Origin of the sequence: Streptomyces yerevanensis, from assembly GCF_000716805.1 — a bacterium.
GTDB classification, from domain to species: domain Bacteria; phylum Actinomycetota; class Actinomycetes; order Streptomycetales; family Streptomycetaceae; genus Streptomyces; species Streptomyces flaveus.
This window is the reverse complement of the sequence record NZ_JNWJ01000026.1, coordinates 1-18,810: the sequence shown is the minus strand read 5'-3', so window position 1 is coordinate 18,810 and position 18,810 is coordinate 1. Positions and strand designations below refer to the sequence as shown.

15 protein-coding genes and 1 tRNA gene are annotated in these 18,810 nt (G+C 71.0%); 6 read left to right on the top strand and 10 right to left on the bottom strand.

Going from position 1 to position 18,810, the window contains the following annotated elements; translation table 11 throughout:
- Window positions 1–90 precede the first annotated feature (90 nt).
- The 5 genes from OP79_RS25855 to OP79_RS25835 all read right to left on the bottom strand — a co-directional run bounded on the left by OP79_RS25855 (window position 91) and on the right by OP79_RS25835 (window position 4,458).
- Window positions 91–906 carry an SCO1664 family protein gene (locus OP79_RS25855; RefSeq protein ID WP_051744929.1) on the bottom strand — a complete coding sequence of 272 codons (816 nt, stop codon included), beginning with the start codon at window positions 904–906 and terminating at the stop codon, window positions 91–93.
- On the bottom strand, window positions 870–1,460 hold the full coding sequence (locus OP79_RS25850; protein WP_033323325.1) for a DUF3090 domain-containing protein: 591 nt from the start codon (window positions 1,458–1,460) through the stop codon (window positions 870–872). The genes OP79_RS25855 and OP79_RS25850 overlap by 37 nt, the downstream gene beginning before the upstream one ends.
- Before the next feature lie 99 nt (window positions 1,461–1,559).
- Window positions 1,560–2,246: a histidine phosphatase family protein gene (locus OP79_RS25845; RefSeq protein ID WP_033323323.1), complete on the bottom strand. Its 687-nt coding sequence runs from the start codon at window positions 2,244–2,246 to the stop codon at window positions 1,560–1,562.
- A gap of 137 nt (window positions 2,247–2,383) precedes the next feature.
- Window positions 2,384–3,172: a hypothetical protein gene (locus OP79_RS25840; protein WP_033323321.1), complete on the bottom strand. Its 789-nt coding sequence runs from the start codon at window positions 3,170–3,172 to the stop codon at window positions 2,384–2,386.
- Window positions 3,173–3,405: 233 nt separating this feature from the next.
- Window positions 3,406–4,458, bottom strand: coding sequence for an LLM class F420-dependent oxidoreductase (locus tag OP79_RS25835; protein ID WP_033323320.1), 1,053 nt, complete (start codon window positions 4,456–4,458; stop codon window positions 3,406–3,408).
- A 175-nt stretch (window positions 4,459–4,633) separates the two neighbouring features.
- On the opposite strand from OP79_RS25835, the gene OP79_RS25830 reads away from it, so the two are divergent.
- Together OP79_RS25830 and OP79_RS25825 are read left to right on the top strand one after the other, a co-directional pair.
- Window positions 4,634–5,617 carry an aldo/keto reductase gene (locus OP79_RS25830; protein WP_033323319.1) on the top strand — a complete coding sequence of 328 codons (984 nt, stop codon included), beginning with the start codon at window positions 4,634–4,636 and terminating at the stop codon, window positions 5,615–5,617.
- Between the two features lie 17 nt (window positions 5,618–5,634).
- A complete protein-coding gene (locus tag OP79_RS25825) occupies window positions 5,635–7,965 on the top strand; it encodes an ATP-dependent DNA helicase (protein WP_033323501.1) in 2,331 nt (776 codons plus the stop codon).
- A 132-nt stretch (window positions 7,966–8,097) separates the two neighbouring features.
- Here OP79_RS25825 and OP79_RS25820 read toward each other — a convergent pair whose 3' ends face one another.
- Complete coding sequence (locus tag OP79_RS25820) at window positions 8,098–8,832, bottom strand: hypothetical protein (RefSeq protein WP_033323317.1); 735 nt, start codon at window positions 8,830–8,832, stop codon at window positions 8,098–8,100.
- A gap of 47 nt (window positions 8,833–8,879) precedes the next feature.
- Here OP79_RS25820 and OP79_RS25815 point away from each other — a divergent pair, with 47 nt between their 5' ends.
- On the top strand, window positions 8,880–9,068 hold the full coding sequence (locus OP79_RS25815; protein ID WP_033323315.1) for a DUF5703 family protein: 189 nt from the start codon (window positions 8,880–8,882) through the stop codon (window positions 9,066–9,068).
- A gap of 85 nt (window positions 9,069–9,153) precedes the next feature.
- Here OP79_RS25815 and OP79_RS25810 read toward each other — a convergent pair whose 3' ends face one another.
- The 3 genes from OP79_RS25810 to OP79_RS25800 form a co-directional block, all read right to left on the bottom strand.
- Window positions 9,154–9,858, bottom strand: a complete 705-nt coding sequence (locus tag OP79_RS25810; RefSeq protein ID WP_033323313.1) for a chaplin — start codon at window positions 9,856–9,858, stop codon at window positions 9,154–9,156.
- A gap of 140 nt (window positions 9,859–9,998) precedes the next feature.
- Window positions 9,999–10,232 carry a chaplin gene (locus OP79_RS25805; protein ID WP_033323312.1) on the bottom strand — a complete coding sequence of 78 codons (234 nt, stop codon included), beginning with the start codon at window positions 10,230–10,232 and terminating at the stop codon, window positions 9,999–10,001.
- A 172-nt stretch (window positions 10,233–10,404) separates the two neighbouring features.
- The gene (locus tag OP79_RS25800; protein WP_033323500.1) at window positions 10,405–11,730 is read right to left on the bottom strand and encodes a M20/M25/M40 family metallo-hydrolase; all 1,326 of its coding nucleotides are present in this window, start codon (window positions 11,728–11,730) and stop codon (window positions 10,405–10,407) included.
- A gap of 187 nt (window positions 11,731–11,917) precedes the next feature.
- On the opposite strand from OP79_RS25800, the gene OP79_RS25795 reads away from it, so the two are divergent.
- Window positions 11,918–12,002: transfer RNA gene (locus OP79_RS25795), tRNA-Leu, on the top strand.
- A 131-nt stretch (window positions 12,003–12,133) separates the two neighbouring features.
- On the opposite strand, the gene OP79_RS25790 is transcribed toward OP79_RS25795, so the two are convergent.
- Window positions 12,134–12,829, bottom strand: coding sequence for a DUF2637 domain-containing protein (locus OP79_RS25790; RefSeq protein ID WP_051744928.1), 696 nt, complete (start codon window positions 12,827–12,829; stop codon window positions 12,134–12,136).
- 361 nt (window positions 12,830–13,190) lie between these two features.
- Between OP79_RS25790 and OP79_RS25785 the strand changes: the two genes are divergently transcribed.
- Both OP79_RS25785 and OP79_RS25780 read left to right on the top strand, forming a co-directional pair.
- Window positions 13,191–17,066 carry a Pls/PosA family non-ribosomal peptide synthetase gene (locus OP79_RS25785; RefSeq protein WP_033323310.1) on the top strand — a complete coding sequence of 1,292 codons (3,876 nt, stop codon included), beginning with the start codon at window positions 13,191–13,193 and terminating at the stop codon, window positions 17,064–17,066.
- Between the two features lie 262 nt (window positions 17,067–17,328).
- Window positions 17,329–18,702: a M1 family metallopeptidase gene (locus OP79_RS25780; protein ID WP_425428610.1), complete on the top strand. Its 1,374-nt coding sequence runs from the start codon at window positions 17,329–17,331 to the stop codon at window positions 18,700–18,702.
- Window positions 18,703–18,810: the final 108 nt, after the last annotated feature.

The window sequence follows — 18,810 nt, the reverse complement described above, 5'->3', positions numbered from 1 at the left end:
ATCTTCCGTATACGAACCGCATCGGACCCCGGCGGCCGGGAAGGCCTTCTTGCGCACGCGGCTGCAGTGTGCGTCGCCGTGCCGGCCGTACTACACGGGCGGCCACGGGATCGCGGGCCACTCCCCCGAGGGCTCCGGATGCCGTCCCGTGGTGAGCAGATCGGCGACACGCGCGCGTGTGGCGTCCAGTTCGGCCTGTGTGATGAGCTCGGCCAGCCGCAGGCCCAGCGCCCCGTCCAGGGCGTCCTTGAGCCCTCCGAGTACGTCGACGGCCTCAGGGGTGAGCTTCTCCCCCGCCCAGCCCCACAGCAGCGTGCGCAGCTTGTTCTCGGTGTTGAAGGTCACCCCGTGGTCGATGCCGTACAGCCGCCCCTCGGCGGTGGGCAGCAGATGCCCGCCCTTGCGGTCGGCGTTGTTGATCACGGCGTCGAGTACGGCGAGCCTGCGCAGCCGCTCGTCGTCGGCGTGCACGAGCAGCGCCGTACGCCCCTCACCCACCTCGGCGAACCCGATGGCCTTCCAGCCCTCGCCGGGCTCCTCGCCGTCGACCAGCGCGAGCAGTTCAGAGCCGGGCACCGGCTCGATCCACTGCTGGCACATGCCCTCGCCGTACGGCCCGTCGCGCAGCACGGTGATGGGGACGAGCCCCCAGCCGGTCGCCTCGGACACCTCGTACGCGGCGACCTCCCGCTGGGCGAGGGTGCCGTCGGGGAAGTCCCACAGCGGGCGCTCTCCGGCGACCGGCTTGTAGACGCAGGGCTCGATGCGGTCCTCGTACGTCACATCGCACAGCAGGACCGCGTTGGAGGCCTCACGCACCTGGCCGCGCACCGTCAGCTCGCCCTCGGCGAGCAGCTCGGCCGTGGTCGTCACGCCTCGCGGCGGTATCCGTTCTGGCGCGGACATACGTGTCCTTCCGGATCGAGCGGGAGACTGCACAGCGGGCAGGGCGGCCGGCCCGCGTTGACGACGTCGAGGGCGCGCTTGGCGAAGGCCCTGGCCTGCGCGCCGGTGAGGCGGACCCTCAGCATCGGCGGGCCGTTCTCCTCGTCCTGCAGGAGCCTTTCCTCGGCGGCGGCGAGGTCCTCCTCGGAGTCGGCGTCCAGCTCGACGAGCGCCTGCGCCTCGACGATCATGCGCTGTTCGTCACCGTCCCAGGCCAGCGCCATGGTGCCGACCCGGAACTCCTCCTCCACGGGAGTCTCCAGAGGGGCGGTGTCGGAGACCTCCGTCGGGGCCACCGCCGGGACGGCCGCACTGCCTCCCGTACGTCGTACGACCTCGTCGAGAAGCTCGTCCATCCGCTCGGCGAGCGCCGCCACCTGCGTCTTCTCCAGAGCCACGCTGGTCACCCGGGGCCCGGCGGTGGCCTGCAGGAAGAAGGTACGGCGCCCGGGCAGCCCGACCGTACCGGTCACGAAACGGTCCGGTGGGTCGTAGAGGAACACCTGACGGGACACGTCCTGTCTCCATTGGATCGAGTGCTTCTGCCATCGACTGCGTCTGCTGCTGACAACTGCTGCGCTGCTTCGACCGCTTCACCCTACTGCGGCTGACGATCACGGTGCGCCCGCACTGCCACCCACCGTGGCGTCACCGCCCGGAGGCTCCTCGCGCGGCGCGAGGGAGGCGAAATCACCGGTGTCCCCGAGGCGTACGAGAAACGGCCGCAGCCGTGTGTAGCGGATCGCGGTGATGGAACACGGTTCTACGGAAATCCGCTGGAAGAGGTCCAGATGAAGCCCCAGTGCGTCCGCGACGAGGGACTTGATGATGTCGCCGTGCGAGCACATGAGGTACACGGCGTCGGCGCCGTGATCGCGCTCCACGCGCGCGTTCCACTCGCGTACGGCTTCGGCGGCCCGGGTCTGCATCGCCCGCATCGACTCGCCGCCCGGGAACGCGGCGGCGGACGGATGCGCCTGTACGACCTCCATCAGCGGCTCGTCCATCAGCTCGGCGAGTTTGCGCCCCGACCAGTCGCCGTAGTGGCACTCCCCTATGCGTTCATCGGTGTGCGCGCGCAGCTCGGGCCGGGCGTCGAGCAGGGGGCGCAGGGTCTCCTGGCAGCGCTCCAGGGGGCTGGTGACGACCTCGGATATCGGCAGCCCGCCGAGCCGCCCGGGCAGCTCGGCGGCCTGTTCGGCGCCGCGCTCGTCGAGGGAGACGCCGGGCGTCCACCCGGCGAGCAGTCCCTCGGTGTTGGCGGTGGAACGTCCGTGCCGGACAAGGATCAACGTGGGCATGCGGCCCAGCGTAAGCCGCCGCCGGGATGTGTCCCGGTCCGGGAGGCACCGGAGTTCCACAGGGTCGCTTGTCGGCCTCCACGCGCGTGCCCGTACTCGTGTCGGGTACGAGCGGCACGCGCGCGTGGATCGTGCCGTTACGCGAACCCGGGGGCCGCCGATGCCGACCCGCCCAGGGCGTCGCGGCGCTCGGGCATCTTCAGGGAGACCATGCGGCGCCAGCCGCCGAGCCGCTCGTACAGGTAGACGGCGTGGATGCCCGCGGCGAGGACGCCGGACCTGGCCTTCGACCAGCCGAGGATGCGCCCCATGCCGGCCATCACGGCGAGGCTGACATCCCGGTAGATGCGGATCTCGGCGAGCGCGCACTCGCGCAGGATGCGCTGGATCAACCGGCCGTGGCCCGCCGCCGCGAAACGCAGCAGTTCCTCGTGGCAGTACGCGAGGTGGTTGTCCTCGTCGTTGGAGATCATCTTGACGGCTCGGCCGAGGTCGGGATGGTCGGCGAAGTGCTTGCGGAGAAGCTCCATCTCCTCGGAGGCGCGCTGCTCGGTGACCCTGCTGTGCGCGAGGTAGGTGATGATGTCTTCGACGGTGAGCGCCTGGTCGCCCTTGAGCTTCTCGTGGGCGAGGCCGATGCCGTTGTTCTCCAGGAGCATGGTGTAGTCGGTGGCGGGCGGGATCTCGACGGGTTCGAGGCCTCGCTTCTTCATGAGGGCGTTGAAGATGCGCCCGTGCTTGTCCTCGTCGGCGCCGTGGCGGGTGATCTTGGGCGCGAGCGCGCGCTCGCTGTCCGGTACGAGAGCCGCGATGCGCGCGTTCTCCCAGCCCCCCTGTGACTCCCCGCTGGCGGCGATGGAACAGAAGAGCCGGAACGACTCGTCGTTGTCGAGGATCTCCTGAAACAGACTCTTGGCCGAAAGCATCACTGCCCCTAATCTCTGCAGAACTCCCAGAACTCCGCAAAGAACGAGTCAAATGCGCTGCCAGGGGTGCGGCAACACCTGTGTCGGACAAATCCGCCGAACGATGGACGCCCGAGGCCTCTGCGACGCGTAACCACAGGGGCCGTCGGCGCGTTGTTCCCGTAACGGCCGTGGCGGGGAAGACCCCCGAGCCCCCACCACGGCCGCAGAAACCTACCGCGGTCGATCCGGTGTCACAGTCCGGCGCGTTCGAGGGCCTCCGTGCCGGCGCGGAGCGAGGCAAGACGCTCGTCGAGCGTGAAACCCGCGGGAGCGAGGGTCAGAGTGGTGACTCCGGCTTCGGCGTAGGACTTCATCCGGTCCGCGATCCGGTCGACCGAGCCCAGCAGGGTCGTCTTGTCGATCAGGTCGTGCGGTACGGCGGATGCGGCGCCCTCCTTGTCGCCGGACAGGTACTTGTCCTGGATCTCGGCGGCTTCCTTCTCGTAACCCATGCGCTGGGCGAGCTGGTTGTAGAAGTTCTGCTTGCGGCTGCCCATGCCGCCGACGTACAGCGCGGTGTACGGGCGGAAGGTGTCGGCGAGCGTGGCCACGTCCTTGTCGTCGCCGAGGGCGATCGGCAGCGTCGGGCAGACGTCGAAGCCGTCCATCGTCAGGCCGGCCTTCTCGCGGCCCGCGCGCAGGTGCCGCAGCGTGGTCTCCTCCATGTGCTCGGCGGAGGGGAAGATCAGCAGGGCGCCGTCGGCGATCTCGCCGGTCTGTTCCAGGTTCTTGGGGCCGATCGCCGCGATGTAGAGCGGGATGTGCTCGCGCTGCGGGTGCACGGTCAGCTTGATGGGCTTGCCCGGACCGTCCGGCAGCGGCAGCGTCCAGTGCTCGCCCTCGTACGACAGGCGCTCGCGGGTCATCGCCTTGCGGATGATCTCGACGTACTCGCGGGTGCGGGCCAGCGGCTTGTCGAACTTGACGCCGTACCAGCCCTCGGAGACCTGGGGTCCGGAGACGCCGAGGCCGAGGCGGAAGCGGCCACCGGAGAGCGAGTCGAGCGTCGCGGCGGTCATCGCGGTCATCGCCGGCTGGCGGGCCGGGATCTGGAAGATGGCCGAGCCGACGTCGATGCGCTCGGTCTGTGCGGCGACCCAGGTGAGCACGGTGGCCGCGTCCGAGCCGTACGCCTCGGCGGCCCAGCAGACCGCGTAGCCCAGACGGTCGGCCTCCTTGGCCACGGTGAGATTGTCGGCGTCCATTCCGGCGCCCCAGTAGCCGAGATTGATCCCGAGCTGCATGGCCGATTCCCCTTACTGATCAGTAACGTCCCTTGTGCGGCACCCTAGCGCGCCCTCGGACCCGGTGGCAGGGAGCCCGGGCGGGGACGGCTTCGGGGACGGCTTCGGGCTCGGGTGATCCTGGTTGTCCACAGGGTTCCCCCGCACTGACTTCGGGCCAGTAATCTCAGCCGACATGGAGCAGAGGCATCTCGGCCGTACCGGCCTGCGTGTGTCCCGGATCGGGCTCGGCACCCTCACCTGGGGCCGGGACACCGACGAGCATGACGCCGCGGACCTGTTGAAGGCGTTCTGGGAGGCGGGCGGCACCCTCGTCGACACGGCGGACGTGTACGGCGACGGGGAGGCCGAGTATCTGCTCGGGCAGCTCATGGAGGGGCTGGTGCCGCGCCGGGATCTGGTGATCTCGACGAAGGCGGGAAGCGTGCCGGATCCGGACCGGCGCTTCGACGGTTCGCGCGGGCATCTGCTCTCCGCGCTCGACGCCTCGCTGGCACGGCTCGGCACGGACTATGTGGATCTTTGGCAGGTCCACGCCTTCGATCCGGAGACACCGCTGGAGGAGACCCTCCAGGCCCTCGACATCGCGGTCAGCAGCGGTCGCGCCCGGTATGCCGGGGTGTCCAACTTCTGTGGCTGGCAGCTCGCCAAGGCGGCGACCTGGCAGCTCGCGGCGCCCGGCATACGGACCCGGCTGTCCAGTACGCAGATGGAGTACTCACTGCTGCAACGCGGCGTCGAACGCGAGGTGCTGCCCGCGGCCATGGACCTGGGCATCGGGCTGCTCCCGTCCTCGCCGCTCGGCCGGGGCGTACTGACGGGCAAGTACCGAAACGGTACGCCCGCGGACTCCCGGGGTGCGTCGGAGCATCTGGCACCCTTCGTCGCGCCGTATCTGGACGAGGCGGCGAGCAGCATCGTGGACGCGGTCACGACCGCCGCGGACGGGCTGGCGGTCACACCGCTCCAGGTGGCCCTCGCGTGGGTCCGCGACCGGCCCGGCGTCGCCGCCCCCATCATCGGCGCGCGTAACGCACTGCAGCTCACGGCCGCGTTGTCAGTGGAGGCCCTTAGTCTTCCTGACGAGATCTGCCGAGCGCTCGACGACGTGTCAGCGCCCGTGCACCGCTATCCCGATCACCACTGGAGCACGCTGTGACCACGGATCCCGCCGGCATGGAGCCCGCTGCCACGGAGGAAGCCGAGCCCGGGACGCCGACCGCCGGCCCGGGGGCCGACTCGGGCTCCGGGGCCGGGGACCCCGGAGCCGAGAAGGGTGCCTCCGGCGAGGGGGCGGCGGACGCCGCCGACCCGGCCGGCGCCGCGGCCGACCGAGAGGACGTCGAGGGCCGCGCTGCCGCCGACAGCGCGGCCGGTGAAGGCGGCACCGTGACCGACCGTGAGGATACCGAGGAGAGCCCCTCTGGCGCTGCGGGGGAATCCGGCGCGGGCGGTGAATTGTCCGAAGCCGAGGCCGAGTTGGCCGCGCAGCGGGAGCTGCGGGAGCGGATCGAGCGGCGGAAGGCCGAGAAGAAGGCCGTCGAGAGCGGGAAGAAGCTGAGCGGGACGGCAGCCGATCTGCTCGCGGCCGTGCGAGCGGTGGAGAGCGGGGAGAAGCCCGGCGGGAGCGTCTTCAGCGAGGCGGAGTCGGCGCCGCGCAGGGTCGCGCCCGAGCCGGTGCGACGGCCGCAGCCCATGACCTCGTCCGCCGCCGCGCCGGTGCCGACCGAGGCCGTCGATGCCGTACGGGCCGTACTCCTCGAGGGCGGCGCACCCGAAGCGCTCGCACCGCAGGTCACCGCGGCCCTCGGGGAGGGAGCTCACGGCCAACTGCGCGAGGATCCCTGGCAGTTGCTGCGCGTGGCGGGGGTGCGGCCGGAGCAGGCGGACGGATTCGCGCGGGCGCTGCTCGGCGCGGAGTGCGGGCCCGGCGACGAGCGACGGGGCCGGGCGGTCACCGTATGGCTCCTGGAGCAGGCCGCCCTGGTCGGGCACACCGCGCTGGAAGCTCCGACGCTCAGCACCGCGCTCGCGCAGCGCGCCGTGCCGGATCCGGACGCCGCCGTGCAGAGCGCCATCGCCGAGGGGGACGCGCTGGTCTTCCAGGACGCGCTGGACGAGCCGGGCACACCCGTGACGCCCCGAGAGTCCGGTGACGAGGCCGAGGAGGGAGAGCAGGAGCGTCCGGTACGCGTCCTCATCGGCCTGGAGCGGTACGCGCTCGCCGAGGAGAGCCTCGCCGACGGGCTCGCGCGCGTGGTCAACTCACTGCCCAAGGAGGGTGGTTCGGCCGACGACTGGGAGTCGGCCGCGACCGGCTCCGCCGCCGAGCTGATTCGCGCCGTCGCGGGCCACGGCCTCGTGCTCCACACCGGCGGCGAGGCGTCCCGCGCGGAACCAGCGGCCCTGGTCGCCGCTGCCCGGACGGTGGGGCTACGCGTGTGCGCGGCCACGCACAGCGTGGACGGACGGCAGCGGTTCGCAGCACTGCTCGCGCCGGCCGAGCAGCAGGAGCGGCACAAGCAGCGGGAGCCGGCAGCCGAGCCCCACGAAACCGTGGCCACCGTCGCGGGCCTGCTGTCCGGGGCCGAGGGCCCTGGCCGTGACGCGGAGGGCATGCTGCGGACCGATCTGCTGGTCGTGCTCGACGCCCCGCAGCTGGACGTGGAGAGCGCGGCGATGCTGGCCGAGTCGCTGCCCGACGGGGCACGCCTTGTGCTGAGCGGTGACCCCGGTGTGCTGTGGTCGGCGGGGCCCGGGCGGGTCTTCGCCGATCTGCTCGCGGCGCGGGTGTGCCCGCAGATCGCCTCGCGGACACCGGACCCCGGCCCGATCGGTGAGCTGGTCTCGGGCATCGGCGTGGGCGAGTTGAACCAGGTGGAGGCCCCCGGCAAGGAGGTGGTGATCGTCCCGGTGCGCGACGCCGGCGAGGCGGTGCACCGCACCGTGCAGCTGGTCGCGGACTCGGTGCCGCGGGCGTTCGGGATCCCGGCGGAGCAGACCCAGGTGATCACGCCGGGCCATGGCGGCGCGGCGGGCACCCGGGCGCTGAACGCCGCGCTGAAGGAACGGCTCAACCCGGGCCCGGGCCGCTTCGGCGGCTTCGACCCCGGCGACCGGATCGCCTACGCGCCCGCTCCGGGCCGTACGGCGCCCGGCCACGTGGTGAAGGCCGACGCCGAAGGGCTGCACCTGGAGTGCGCGGGCGCCTCCGTGGTCGTACCGAAGGAGCGGGTCGAGCAGTCCGTACGCCACGGCTGGGCGCTCACCGCGCACCAGGCAGTCGGCCGACGCTGGCCCGCCGCGATCGTGGTCCTGCCAGGCGACGCCGCCCAGACCCTGACCAGACCGTGGATCTACACAGCCTTCGGCCGCGCCGAAAGCCACCTCTCCGTGGTCCACGGCGTCGAACAGGCCCTGCCCCACACGGTGGCGGAGATCCCCGCCAAGCCCCGCACCACGCGCCTGCCCACTCTGCTCAAGATCCAGGTCCCGACGGCCGGTTGATCCCCGCACTGGCGCTGACCGCGGCGCCCACAGGGCCGCCGGCACCGCACGAACCACCGGCGGAGGCCCCGAAAACGCCGGTGGCGGTCACCGGGCCGACCAGCCCGTGACCGCCACCCGCACAGCCTGCTTTCAGCGATCCGCGTCCAAGCGATCCGCGTCCAGTGGCTCCAAGTCCTCGTCGTCGTCCAGGCCCCGGCCGAGGGACCGAGCGAGGCCGTTCTCGCTGCTCTCGTCGAGGTCGTCGTCGGTCTCCTCGTCGAAGACCGCGCTGACGTCGAAGCGGCAGATGATCCGCTGGGGGTCGGCCTGCTCGAAGGGGGCGTCCAGCCATTCGCCGGGTTCGGCCGCTTCGTCCGCGGCGGTGACCCACAGTGTGGAGTCGCCCTCCTCCAGGCCGAACTCCTTGTGCCGGGAAGCGATCTCGTCCGGCTCGAACTCGCCGAACAGGACGCCCAGCGCACCGTGCACGGTGCCGGCCGCCGCGTCGAAGCCCGCGGCCGCCGCCCCCGACTCCTCCACGGCCTCCACCCGCTGGGCCTGCGCCAGCAGCCGCTGCGGCTCCACGACGGCGTAGTCGCGGCGGATCAGCACGCTCAGCGCGTTCGGCTCCTCGGGACCGGTGTACGGCGGCAGTGTGTCTTCCGTACCGGGGATCTCGAAGGGCGTGACCTCGTCATAGCGGTCGTAGAGGAGCTCGTCGTACTCCTCGGCGGCCGAAGCCAGCTCGTTGAACGCCTCGTAGACGGCCGGGTCGTCCTCACCCGACCTGCGCTCGACCGCCGCAAGGTGGCGGTCGAGCGCAGCCTTGATCGCCTCGGCGGCGGCGCGTACCTCGGCAGCGGTGGGCTGCGCAGCATCAGACATAGTGCAGACGCTATCCGTACCGGGCCTCTGCCCGCACAATAGATGCGATGCCGGAATACGAATTTGTCGACGTGTACGTGCCGCGCGGGGTCTCCCGCAAGGAAACGACGCGCTTGCTGACGGACCATGCGGAGTACGGACACTGGGAGTTGGACCGCCTCAGCCTGCACCCCGACGGCAGCCGCAGGGTGCGGTTGCGCCGGCGGATCATCCGCCAGGTGCGTGCCACGTGGTGACACGCAGTGGCTGAAACTTGAGCGGGCCCCGCGACCGCGGGGCCCGCTCAAGTTTCAGCAGGTGGTCGGTGCCTTCCGGGCCTGGTTACGCCGCGGCCCGTGCCTTGCGGTAGAGCACGGCGCCCATCAGCAGCGCGCCCGCGCCCACCGGCAGCGCGAGGCCGATCGGCAGCTCGCTGCCGGTCGCCGCGAGCTGCGCGGAGCCCTGGGGCTGTGCGCCGGCCCGGTTGTTCGGCGTCGAAGCGCCTACCTGCTCCTTGTCCGCGGACGGCGGCTGCGGCGTGCCCGGCTGCTCCGGGTCACCCGGAGGCGTCTCGTTGCCGGGAGGCGTCGTCTCGTGACCGCCCCCGGTGTTGCCGCAGTCGTTGTCCGCGGCCTCGTTGCCGATACCGCCGACGTTGACGCCGTTGCCGCAGACGTTGACCGGTACGTCCACCGGGACCTGCACGTGGTTGCCGGAGCCGATGCCGGGTGAGTCACTGGTGTGTCCGTCGGCCTGTGAGCCGCCGCCGGACGAGTTGTCACCGGACGAGTTGCCGGAACCGCCGCCCTCGTTGGCGCAGCTGTTGCCCACCGCCGGGTTGAGCAGCCCGACCACGTTCACGGTGTTGCCGCAGACGTTCACCGGCACGTTGACCGGCGCCTCCACGGAGTTCCCGGAGAGCACGCCCGGGGAGTTGGAGGCGGAGCTGTCCGCCCCGGAGTCGGCGTGCGCGTAGCCGCCGGTGACAGCCAGGACGCCGGTGGCTGCCGCCACGGTCATCAGGCCCTTGCGGGTGACCTGTCGCATAGCTTTTCCCTGCCTTGTTGCTTCAGGAATGCGCACGCACCCAGTGCACGTACGCGGAATGCGGAAAGTCGGCGGCCCCGGAACGCGTGGCGCGCACTCCGGGGCCGCGAACTCAGACCCTCATGGGGTGAGGCACAACGTCACGCGTTGATGCAGGTGTTGCCGAAGGTGGGGTTCAGCAGCCCGATCACGGAGACCGTGTTGCCGCACACGTTCGACTGCACGTGGAGCGGCGCCTGAACGACGTTGCCCGAAAGCACGCCGGGCGAGTGCACTGCAGCACCCTGGGCACCCGCGTCGGCAGCCGCAACTCCCGCACCAGCGAGAACGAGGCCACCAGTGGCAGCCGCAGCAGCGACGATCTTCTTGATCATTATTCCTCCTTGTTGGCAATGCGACCCTGGTCACGGGTCGCACCACCTGTAACGAGGAGGGAGTAATAGAGCTACGAGCCTATGAGCCCATTCACCCTTCTCAGTCAACTCCGCACGCGCAGGCGATTATTGGAGTTTCGTTTCAGCGTGTTAATTCGGGACACATCATTGTTCAGGACGCCTCGATGAAGCGGTCGAGTACGCGCACGCCGAACTTCAGGGCATCGACCGGCACCCGCTCGTCGACACCGTGGAACATGCCCGCGAAATCCAGCTCCGGCGGCAGCTTCAGCGGGGCGAAGCCGAAGCAGCGGATGCCGAGGTCGTCGAAGGACTTGGCGTCGGTGCCGGCCGACAGCATGTAGGGCACGGCTCGCGCGATCGGATCCTCGGCGGACAGGGCGGTCTGCATGGCGTCGACGATGGCCCCGTCGAAGGTGGTCTCCAGCGCCTTGTCGGCGTGTACGTCCTCACGCTTCACGTTCGGGCCGAGGATCCGGTCCAGGTCGGCGAGGAACTCCTCCTCGTAGCCCGGCAGATAGCGGCCGTCGACGTGCGCGGTGGCCTGGCCCGGAATCACGTTCACCTTGTAACCGGCGCCCAGTTGGGTCGGGTTGGCGGTGTTCTGCAGCGAGGCGCCGATGAGCTTGGCGATGCCGCCGAGCTTGGCGAGCGTCTCGTCCATGTTCTCCGGATCGAGCTCGGTGCCGAGGGCGTCGCCCAGCTCGTCGAGGAAGTGCCGCAGTGTCTTCGTCACGCGCACCGGGAACCTGTGCCGGCCGAGCCGGCCGACGGCTTCGGAGAGTTCGGTGATGGCGTTGTCCCGGTGGATCATCGAACCGTGTCCGGCAGTGCCGTCCACGGTCAGCTTCATCCAGTGCATGCCCTTCTGGGCGGTCTCGACGAGATACAGCCGCAGCTTCTCGTTGACCGTGAAGGAGAACCCGCCGACCTCGCCGATCCCCTCGGTCACGCCCTCGAAGAGGTCCGGATGCTTGTCGACGAGGTGCTTCGCCCCGAACTTGCCGCCGGCCTCCTCATCGGCCAGGAAGGCCAGCACGAGGTCACGGGGCGGCTTACGTCCGCTGCGCAGCCGGTCGCGTACGACCGCGAGGGTCATCGCGTCCATGTCCTTCATGTCGACGGCGCCCCGGCCCCACACACAGCCGTCCGCGATCTCGCCGGAGAACGGGTGGTGGGTCCAGTCCGAGGCGTTGGCGGGTACGACGTCGGTGTGGCCGTGGATGAGCAGCCCGGGCCGGGATCGGTCCTCGCCCTCGATCCGGACGACCGTGGAGGCGCGGCCCTTGTGCGACTCGAAGATCTGCGGTTCGAGCCCCACCTCGGCGAGCTTCTCGGCGACGTACTCGGCGGCCCTGCGCTCGCCCGGGCCCGAGTGGTCGCCGTAATTGCTGGTGTCGATCTGGATCAGCTCGCGGCAGAGGTCGACGACCTCGTCCTCACCGGTGATGTTCCTGGCCGTGTCCGACTCACTCACGCTGCTGCCTCCCGGGTTCACTGCTGCTTCTCCCACTCATCCTCCCTCTCCGACCGCCCCTCCCCCAAGGCCGGGACCGGCCCGTCACACGGGGTTCACACGCCGCCGGCCCGTGATCGGGAGCCTCCGGAAGCCTGGTAATGTTTCCTCTGTCGCCGCGGGGTGGTTCCCGCACGACCAACACCTTGTCCGGGTGGCGGAATGGCAGACGCGCTAGCTTGAGGTGCTAGTGCCCTTTATCGGGCGTGGGGGTTCAAGTCCCCCCTCGGACACTGAAGGTAAACCCCAACTTGTGCGGGCCGAGCTGATTCTCGGCCCGCACAAGCTGTTTTACGGGGTTGCAGGTGAGCCGGAATGACCCCGCTCCCGGACCTCTCGTCCGGGAGCGTGGCGCGTGCGGGAGTCAGTCGGTGGCGTGTCGTCCGGCTTGCCGCTGGCGGGGCAGGACCGGCTTGGCGGGGGTGGTGAGCGTGAGCTGGCGGACGAGCTGCTGGAAGGAGAGCAAGGCGGTGACCGGCGGCAGGGCCGCCACCGCCATCGCGAGCGGCGTCTTGGGCGCATGGGCGACACACAGGCACATCGCGACGGCGGAGAACAGCAGCACCACGGCCCAGGAGTGCGCGGCGCGGCGGCAGTGCAGCGCGGCCCGCAGGATGGACAACGAGGCCACCAGCCACGGCCCGTAGACCAGCAGCGGCCACCATGCGGCCAGCCCATGGGCCCCCGGGGACGCCACGCGGCGCAGCGGATCGTAGGCGACCAACGCGCCGAGCACGCTCACCATGCCCACGGTCACCGCGGTCAGTGCCGCGATGGACAGGCTCAGCACCTTCAGCCACGGCCTCCGGAACCAACGGACGCTCCGCACCAGCCGGTTCGGCCGGCGACGGGCGCCCCGCTTGCGCGGGATGGCGGGCGTCTCGGAGACGGGTGCGGCGGAGGCACCGGTCTGCAGCAGCCGGGTCAGGTCATGGTCGAAGTCCCACTCGGTGTGCAGGCCTTCGGGGACGGTGGGGTCGAGCACGTCCGCTCCGAAGGAGCCCGACTGATATCGAGTGCTGCCCAACCCGTCCTCGGGCTGAGGCCAGTAACCGCTCATGCCACCATGCCCTGCGTGCTCATCGTCGCCATGCACTCCCCAACGAGGGGAAAATTAGCTGGATACGCCCAATTTAAAAGCAATGTGCCCATATTGGTGTGCTTAATGATTCGTCAGATGTCCGCCTTCGGCCGATGTGTGGGCGATCTCTCGTCCGAGGGGCAGATCGTGAGGTCACGGCGGGTGGGCGCCTTCGATGGGCAGCCCCGAACGGACCTCCCGCGTGGCTGCTCGCAAGGGGCGAGTCCAGAGTCGTACTAGGATTTCCGGCTTGTTACGGAGCTGGAAACGGACAACCCCAGGCAGACCTGCGGGCCCGCCAGCGCCCCGGAGGTTTCCGGGAACGAGAGGCGAGGTCGCGATGACAGCCATACACGAGAGCAGCGCTCTCGGTGTGCTCGACGCAGAGATCCGCGAACAGTTCGGTAATACGGCACGTTTCTCCGCGGGCCCCGCGGCCTCTCCCCGCACCCTTGTCGATGTCTTCGAGGCCTCCGTCCGCTCGTACCCGGACGAGCTCGCCCTGGACGACGGAAGTCGCCCCCTGACGTACCGGGCGCTGGCCGTCGAGGTCGAGAACCTGCGGCGACGCCTGAGCACTGCCGGGGTCGGCCTCGGCGACCGGGTCGGCGTACGCGTCCCCTCCGGGACCAATGACCTGTACGTCGCCATCCTCGCCGTACTGGCCGCAGGCGCCGCCTATGTGCCGGTGGACGCCGAAGACCCCGACGAGCGGGCCGAGTTGGTGTTCGGCGAGGCCGGAGTGCGGGCGGTCGTCGGGGCCGGGCACGAGCTGACCGTCGGTGAGAAGAGCGAGATTCCCGCCGCGCGGCCCGGTACCGAGCACGACGCCTGGATCATCTTCACCTCCGGCTCGACCGGGAAGCCCAAGGGCGTCGCCGTCAGTCACCGCAGCGCCGCCGCCTTCGTGGACGCCGAGGCCGAGCTGTTCCTCACCGAGGAGCCGATCGGGCCCGGCGACCGGGTCATGGCCGGGCTGTCCGTCGCCTTCGACGCCTCCTGCGAGGAGATGTGGCTGGCCTGGCGGTACGGGGCCTGTCTGGTGCCCGTGCCGCGTTCCCAGGTGCGCAGCGGCGCCGATCTCGGGCCCTGGCTGGTGGAGCAGGAGATCACCGTGGTGTCCACGGTGCCGACGCTGGCCGCCCTGTGGGAGCCGGAAGCCCTCAACGACGTACGGCTGCTGATCTTCGGCGGCGAGGCCTGCCCGCCCGAGCTGGTCCAGCGGCTGGTGACCGAGGGGCGCGAGGTGTGGAACACGTACGGGCCCACCGAGGCCACCGTGGTCGCGTGCGCCTCGCTGATGACCGGTGAGGAGCCGATCCGGATCGGGCTGCCGCTGAACGGCTGGGAGCTGGCCGTCGTCGACGAGGCCGGGGAGCCGGTGCCGATGGGCGCCAGCGGGCAGCTGGTGATCGGCGGAGTGGGTCTGGCCCGCTATCTCGACCCCGAGAAGGACGCGGAGAAGTACGCCCCGCTGGAGTCGTTGGGCTGGAAGCGTGCGTACCGCAGTGGTGACCTGGTCAAGGCCGAGCCGGAGGGGCTGGTCTTCCTCGGGCGGGCCGATGAGCAGATCAAGCTCGGCGGGCGGCGGATCGAGCTGGGCGAGGTCGACGCCGCGCTCCAGGCTCTGCCCGGTGTCCAGGGCGCGGCTGCCGCCGTGCGCAGCGCGCGCAGCGGCAATCAGCTGCTCGTCGGCTATGTGGTGACGCAGGACGGCTGGGACCACGCGAGTGCCGTCGAGAAGCTGCGCGCCGAACTGCCCGCCGCTCTGGTGCCGCTGCTCGCACCCGTCGACGAGCTGCCGACCCGCACCTCCGGCAAGGTCGACCGCAACGCGCTGCCCTGGCCGCTGCCCGAACTGGAGACGAGCGGTCCCGCCGAGCAGCTGTACGGCACCGAGGCCTGGCTCGCCGAGCAGTGGAGCGAGGTCCTCGGCATCCCCGTGGGCAGCGCGCGGGACGACTTCTTCGCGATCGGCGGCAGCAGCCTGGCCGCCGCCCAGCTCACCACCAAGCTGCGCACCCGCTATCCCAGCGCCGCCGTGGTCGACATCTATCAGCACCCCGTGCTGCGCAAGCTGGCCCGGCATCTGGAGAAGTCCGCGCAGGGCGACGGCGCCGCCCGCGAGATCGCGCCGGTGCCGCTGCGGGCCAAGGTCGTTCAACTGCTTCTGCTGGTCCCGCTGTTCACGATCCTCGGGCTGCGCTGGACGGTGGCGCTGGCCGCGCTCGGGAACGCCCTGCACTGGTTCGGCGCGTACCCCTGGGCTCCTCAGACTTCCTGGTGGGCCGTCGCTGCCGGGGCGGCGCTGTTCTTCAGTCCGCCTGGGCGTCTCGCGATCGCGGCGGGTGGTGCCCGGCTGCTGCTGCGGGGCGTGAAGCCCGGCCGCTACCCCCGCGGCGGGAGCGTGCATCTGCGGCTGTGGACGGCGGAGCGGCTCGCCGAGTTCAGCGGTGCGACCTCGCTGACCGGGTCCTGGCTGGAGCGGTACGCGCGGGCGCTCGGTGCGAAGATCGGCCCCGACGTCGATCTGCACTCGCTGCCGCCGGTGACCGGCATGCTCAAGCTCGGCCGCGGTGCGGCCGTCGAGTCCGAGGTGGACCTGTCCGGGCACTGGCTGGACGGCGACCGGTTGGAGATCGGCCCGGTCAAGGTGGGCGCGGGCGCGGTGGTCGGCACCCGCGGCATGCTCTTCCCGGGCGCCCGCGTCGGCAAGCGGGCCGAGGTGGCCCCCGGTTCCGCCGTGTCCGGGCACATCCCCACCGGTCAGCGCTGGGCGGGCGCTCCCGCGGTCAAGCTCGGCAAGGCGAAACGGGACTGGCCCAAGGAGCGCCCGCGGAAGGGGACGTACTGGGGAATCATGTACGGCGCCACCGGGTTCGCCCTGACGGCGCTGCCGCTGCTCGCCGCGCTGGCCGCCCTCCTCGTGACGAGCGTCTTCGTCACTCCGGACGCCGGGCTCGGCGAGGCCCTGCGGGGTGCCGCGCTCGCGCTGGTGCCGGCGACGCTGACCTTCGGTTTCGTGTACGCGCTGCTCCTGCTGATCTCCGTACGACTGCTCAGCCTGGGCCTGCGTCCCGGCACGCATCCCACGCACAGCCGGATCGGCTGGCAGGCCTGGACGGTCACGCAGCTGATGGACCGCTCCCGCGAGACGCTGTTCCCGCTGTACGCCGGGCTGGTCACGCCGGTGTGGCTGCGGCTGCTCGGGATGAAGATCGGGCGGGGCGCCGAGGTGTCCACCGTCCTCGCGCTGCCCAGCCTCACCACGGTCGGCGAGGGCGCGTTCCTCGCGGACGACACACTGACCGCTCCGTACGAGCTCGGGGGCGGCTGGATGCGGATCGGGCGGGCGGAGATCGGCCGCCGGGCCTTCCTCGGCAACTCCGGGATGACCGCGCCGGGCCGCTCCGTGCCGGACGGCGGCCTGGTCGGGGTGCTGTCCGCGACGCCGAAGAAGGCCAAGAAGGGCAGCTCGTATCTGGGGCTGCCGCCGGTGAAGCTGCCGCGTGCGACCAACGACGCCGACCAGAGCCGTACGTACGATCCGCCCAAGCGGCTGCTGTGGGCGCGCGGTCTGGTGGAGCTGTGCCGGATCGTCCCGGTGTTCTGCTCGGCCGCGCTGGCCGTGCTGACGGTGGCCGTGCTCAGCACGCTGGGCGCGTGGGCGTGGCTGCTCGGCGGCGTGGTGCTGCTCGGCGCGGGCGCGGTCGCCGGCCTGGTGTCCATCGTGGCGAAGTGGCTGCTCGTGGGCCGGCACCGGACCGGTGAGCACCCGCTGTGGAGCGGCTTCGTGTGGCGCAACGAGCTGGCCGACACCTTCGTCGAGGTGGTGGCCGTGCCGTGGCTGGCCGGTTCCGTGGCCGGTACGCCCGTGATGTCGCTGTGGCTGCGCGGGCTCGGCGCCCGGATCGGCAAGGGCGTATGGGTCGAGAGCTACTGGCTGCCGGAGACGGACCTGGTGACCCTCGAGGACGCCGCCACCGTGAACCGCGGCTGCGTCCTGCAGACCCACCTCTTCCACGACCGGATCTTGCGGACGGATACTGTGGTCCTCCGTGAGGGCGCCACCCTGGGCCCGGGCGGAATCGTTCTGCCTGGCAGCACCGTCGGAGCCCGCAGCACACTGGGACCCGCATCCCTCGTCATGGCGGCGGAATCCGTTCCCGACGACACCCGCTGGCTGGGCAACCCGATCGAAGCATGGCGTCCCTAGGGTCTGTCCGGCGGATCAAGTCGGAGGAGAGCAAGGGACGCCTTGTAGGCAGAGGTGAGCGGGGTCTGGTGCGTGCAGCTGCAAGGCGGAGGATTGAGTCGACGCGGAGCGTCGGCGATTGACGACAACGCGGCAGATGTGCGTGCCAGACCCCGCGTCTCCGGCATGATCCGCCGGGCAGGCCCTAGGCGCGGCCCGTACGGCGCCCGGGGAGGTGGCACCGGCACGTCGTACGAGCACAGGGCAGGGAGCGGACACAGCAGTGGCGCAGCGGACAGTGGCAGCGGACCCGTACTTCCCGGCGAACGGGGATGCCCGCTACCGGGTGCACCGGTACGAACTCGCCCTGGACTACCGTCCCGGCCCCAACCGGCTGTCCGGCACCGCCCGGCTCAACGCCATAGCGGGCCGGGCGCCGCTCGCCGAGTTCCTGCTGAACCTCGCCGACTTCAAGGTGGGCCGGGTACGGGTCGACGGCCGGGCACCGCACTACACGCACCGGGGCGGCCGGCTCCGCATCCGCCCGGCGAAGCCGATCCGGGCCGGGGCCGCCTTCACGGTGGAGGTGCACTGGTCGGGCAATCCCAAGCCGGTACGCAGCCCCTGGGGCGGGCTCGGCTGGGAGGAGTTGGAGGACGGGGCGCTGGTGGCCAGCCAGCCGGTCGGGGCACCGTCCTGGTACCCGTGCAACGACCGGCCCGCCGACAAGGCCTCGTACCAGCTGTCGATCACCACGCCGTCCGCGTACTCGGTCGTGGCGGGCGGTCGGCTGCTGACCCGGACGACGAAGGCCTCGACGACCACCTGGGTCTACGAGCAGTCGGCACCCACCTCCAGCTACCTGGTCGGGCTGTCCATCGGCAAGTACCAGACGGTGCTGCTCGGCGACCCCGGCCTCGGCGGTGTGCCGCAGGCCGGACACATCCCGGCGCATCTGCTCACCCCGTTCTCCCGGGACTTCGCGCGGCAGCCCGCGATGATGGAGCTGTTCGAGGAAGTCTTCGGCCCGTATCCGTTCGGTGAGTACGCGGTCGTCGTCACCGAGGAGGAGCTGGACGTCCCGGTGGAGGCGCAAGGGCTTTCCCTGTTCGGCGCCAACCACGTGGACGGTGCGCGGGGTTCGGAGCGCCTTGTCGCGCACGAATTGGCGCACCAGTGGTTCGGCAACAGTGTGAGCATCGCCGACTGGCGGCACATCTGGCTGAACGAAGGGTTCGCGAAGTACGCGGAGTGGCTGTGGTCGGAGCGGTCGGGCGGACGCAGTGCGCAGGCGCTCGCCGCTTTGGCGCACCGGAAGCTGAGCGGGTTGCCACAGGACCTCCAACTGGCGGATCCGGGCCGTAAGTTGATGTTCGACGACCGGCTCTACGAGCGTGGCGGGCTGGTGCTGCATGCGGTGCGCTGCGCGCTGGGCGACGAGGCGTTCTTCCGGATGCTGCGCGCGTGGGGGGCGCTGCACCGGGGCGGCGCGGTGACGACGGAGGCGTTCACGCGACACGTCGCACGGTACGCGGCCGATTCGCTGGACGACCTGTTCTCCGCCTGGCTGCACGAGACGGCGCTGCCGCCGCTGCCGTCCGCCTCCGGCGTGGGGATTCCGGCTCGGCCGCCTTACCCTCCGGGTGGCGCGGGGTAGCTGCGGGTTCGTTGTGGCTGGTCGCGCCGTTCCCCGCGGGGTGCCTCCGGCGGTTGGGCGGCTGCGGGTTGAGTGTGGTTGCTCGCGCCGTTCCCCGCGCCCCTGGGT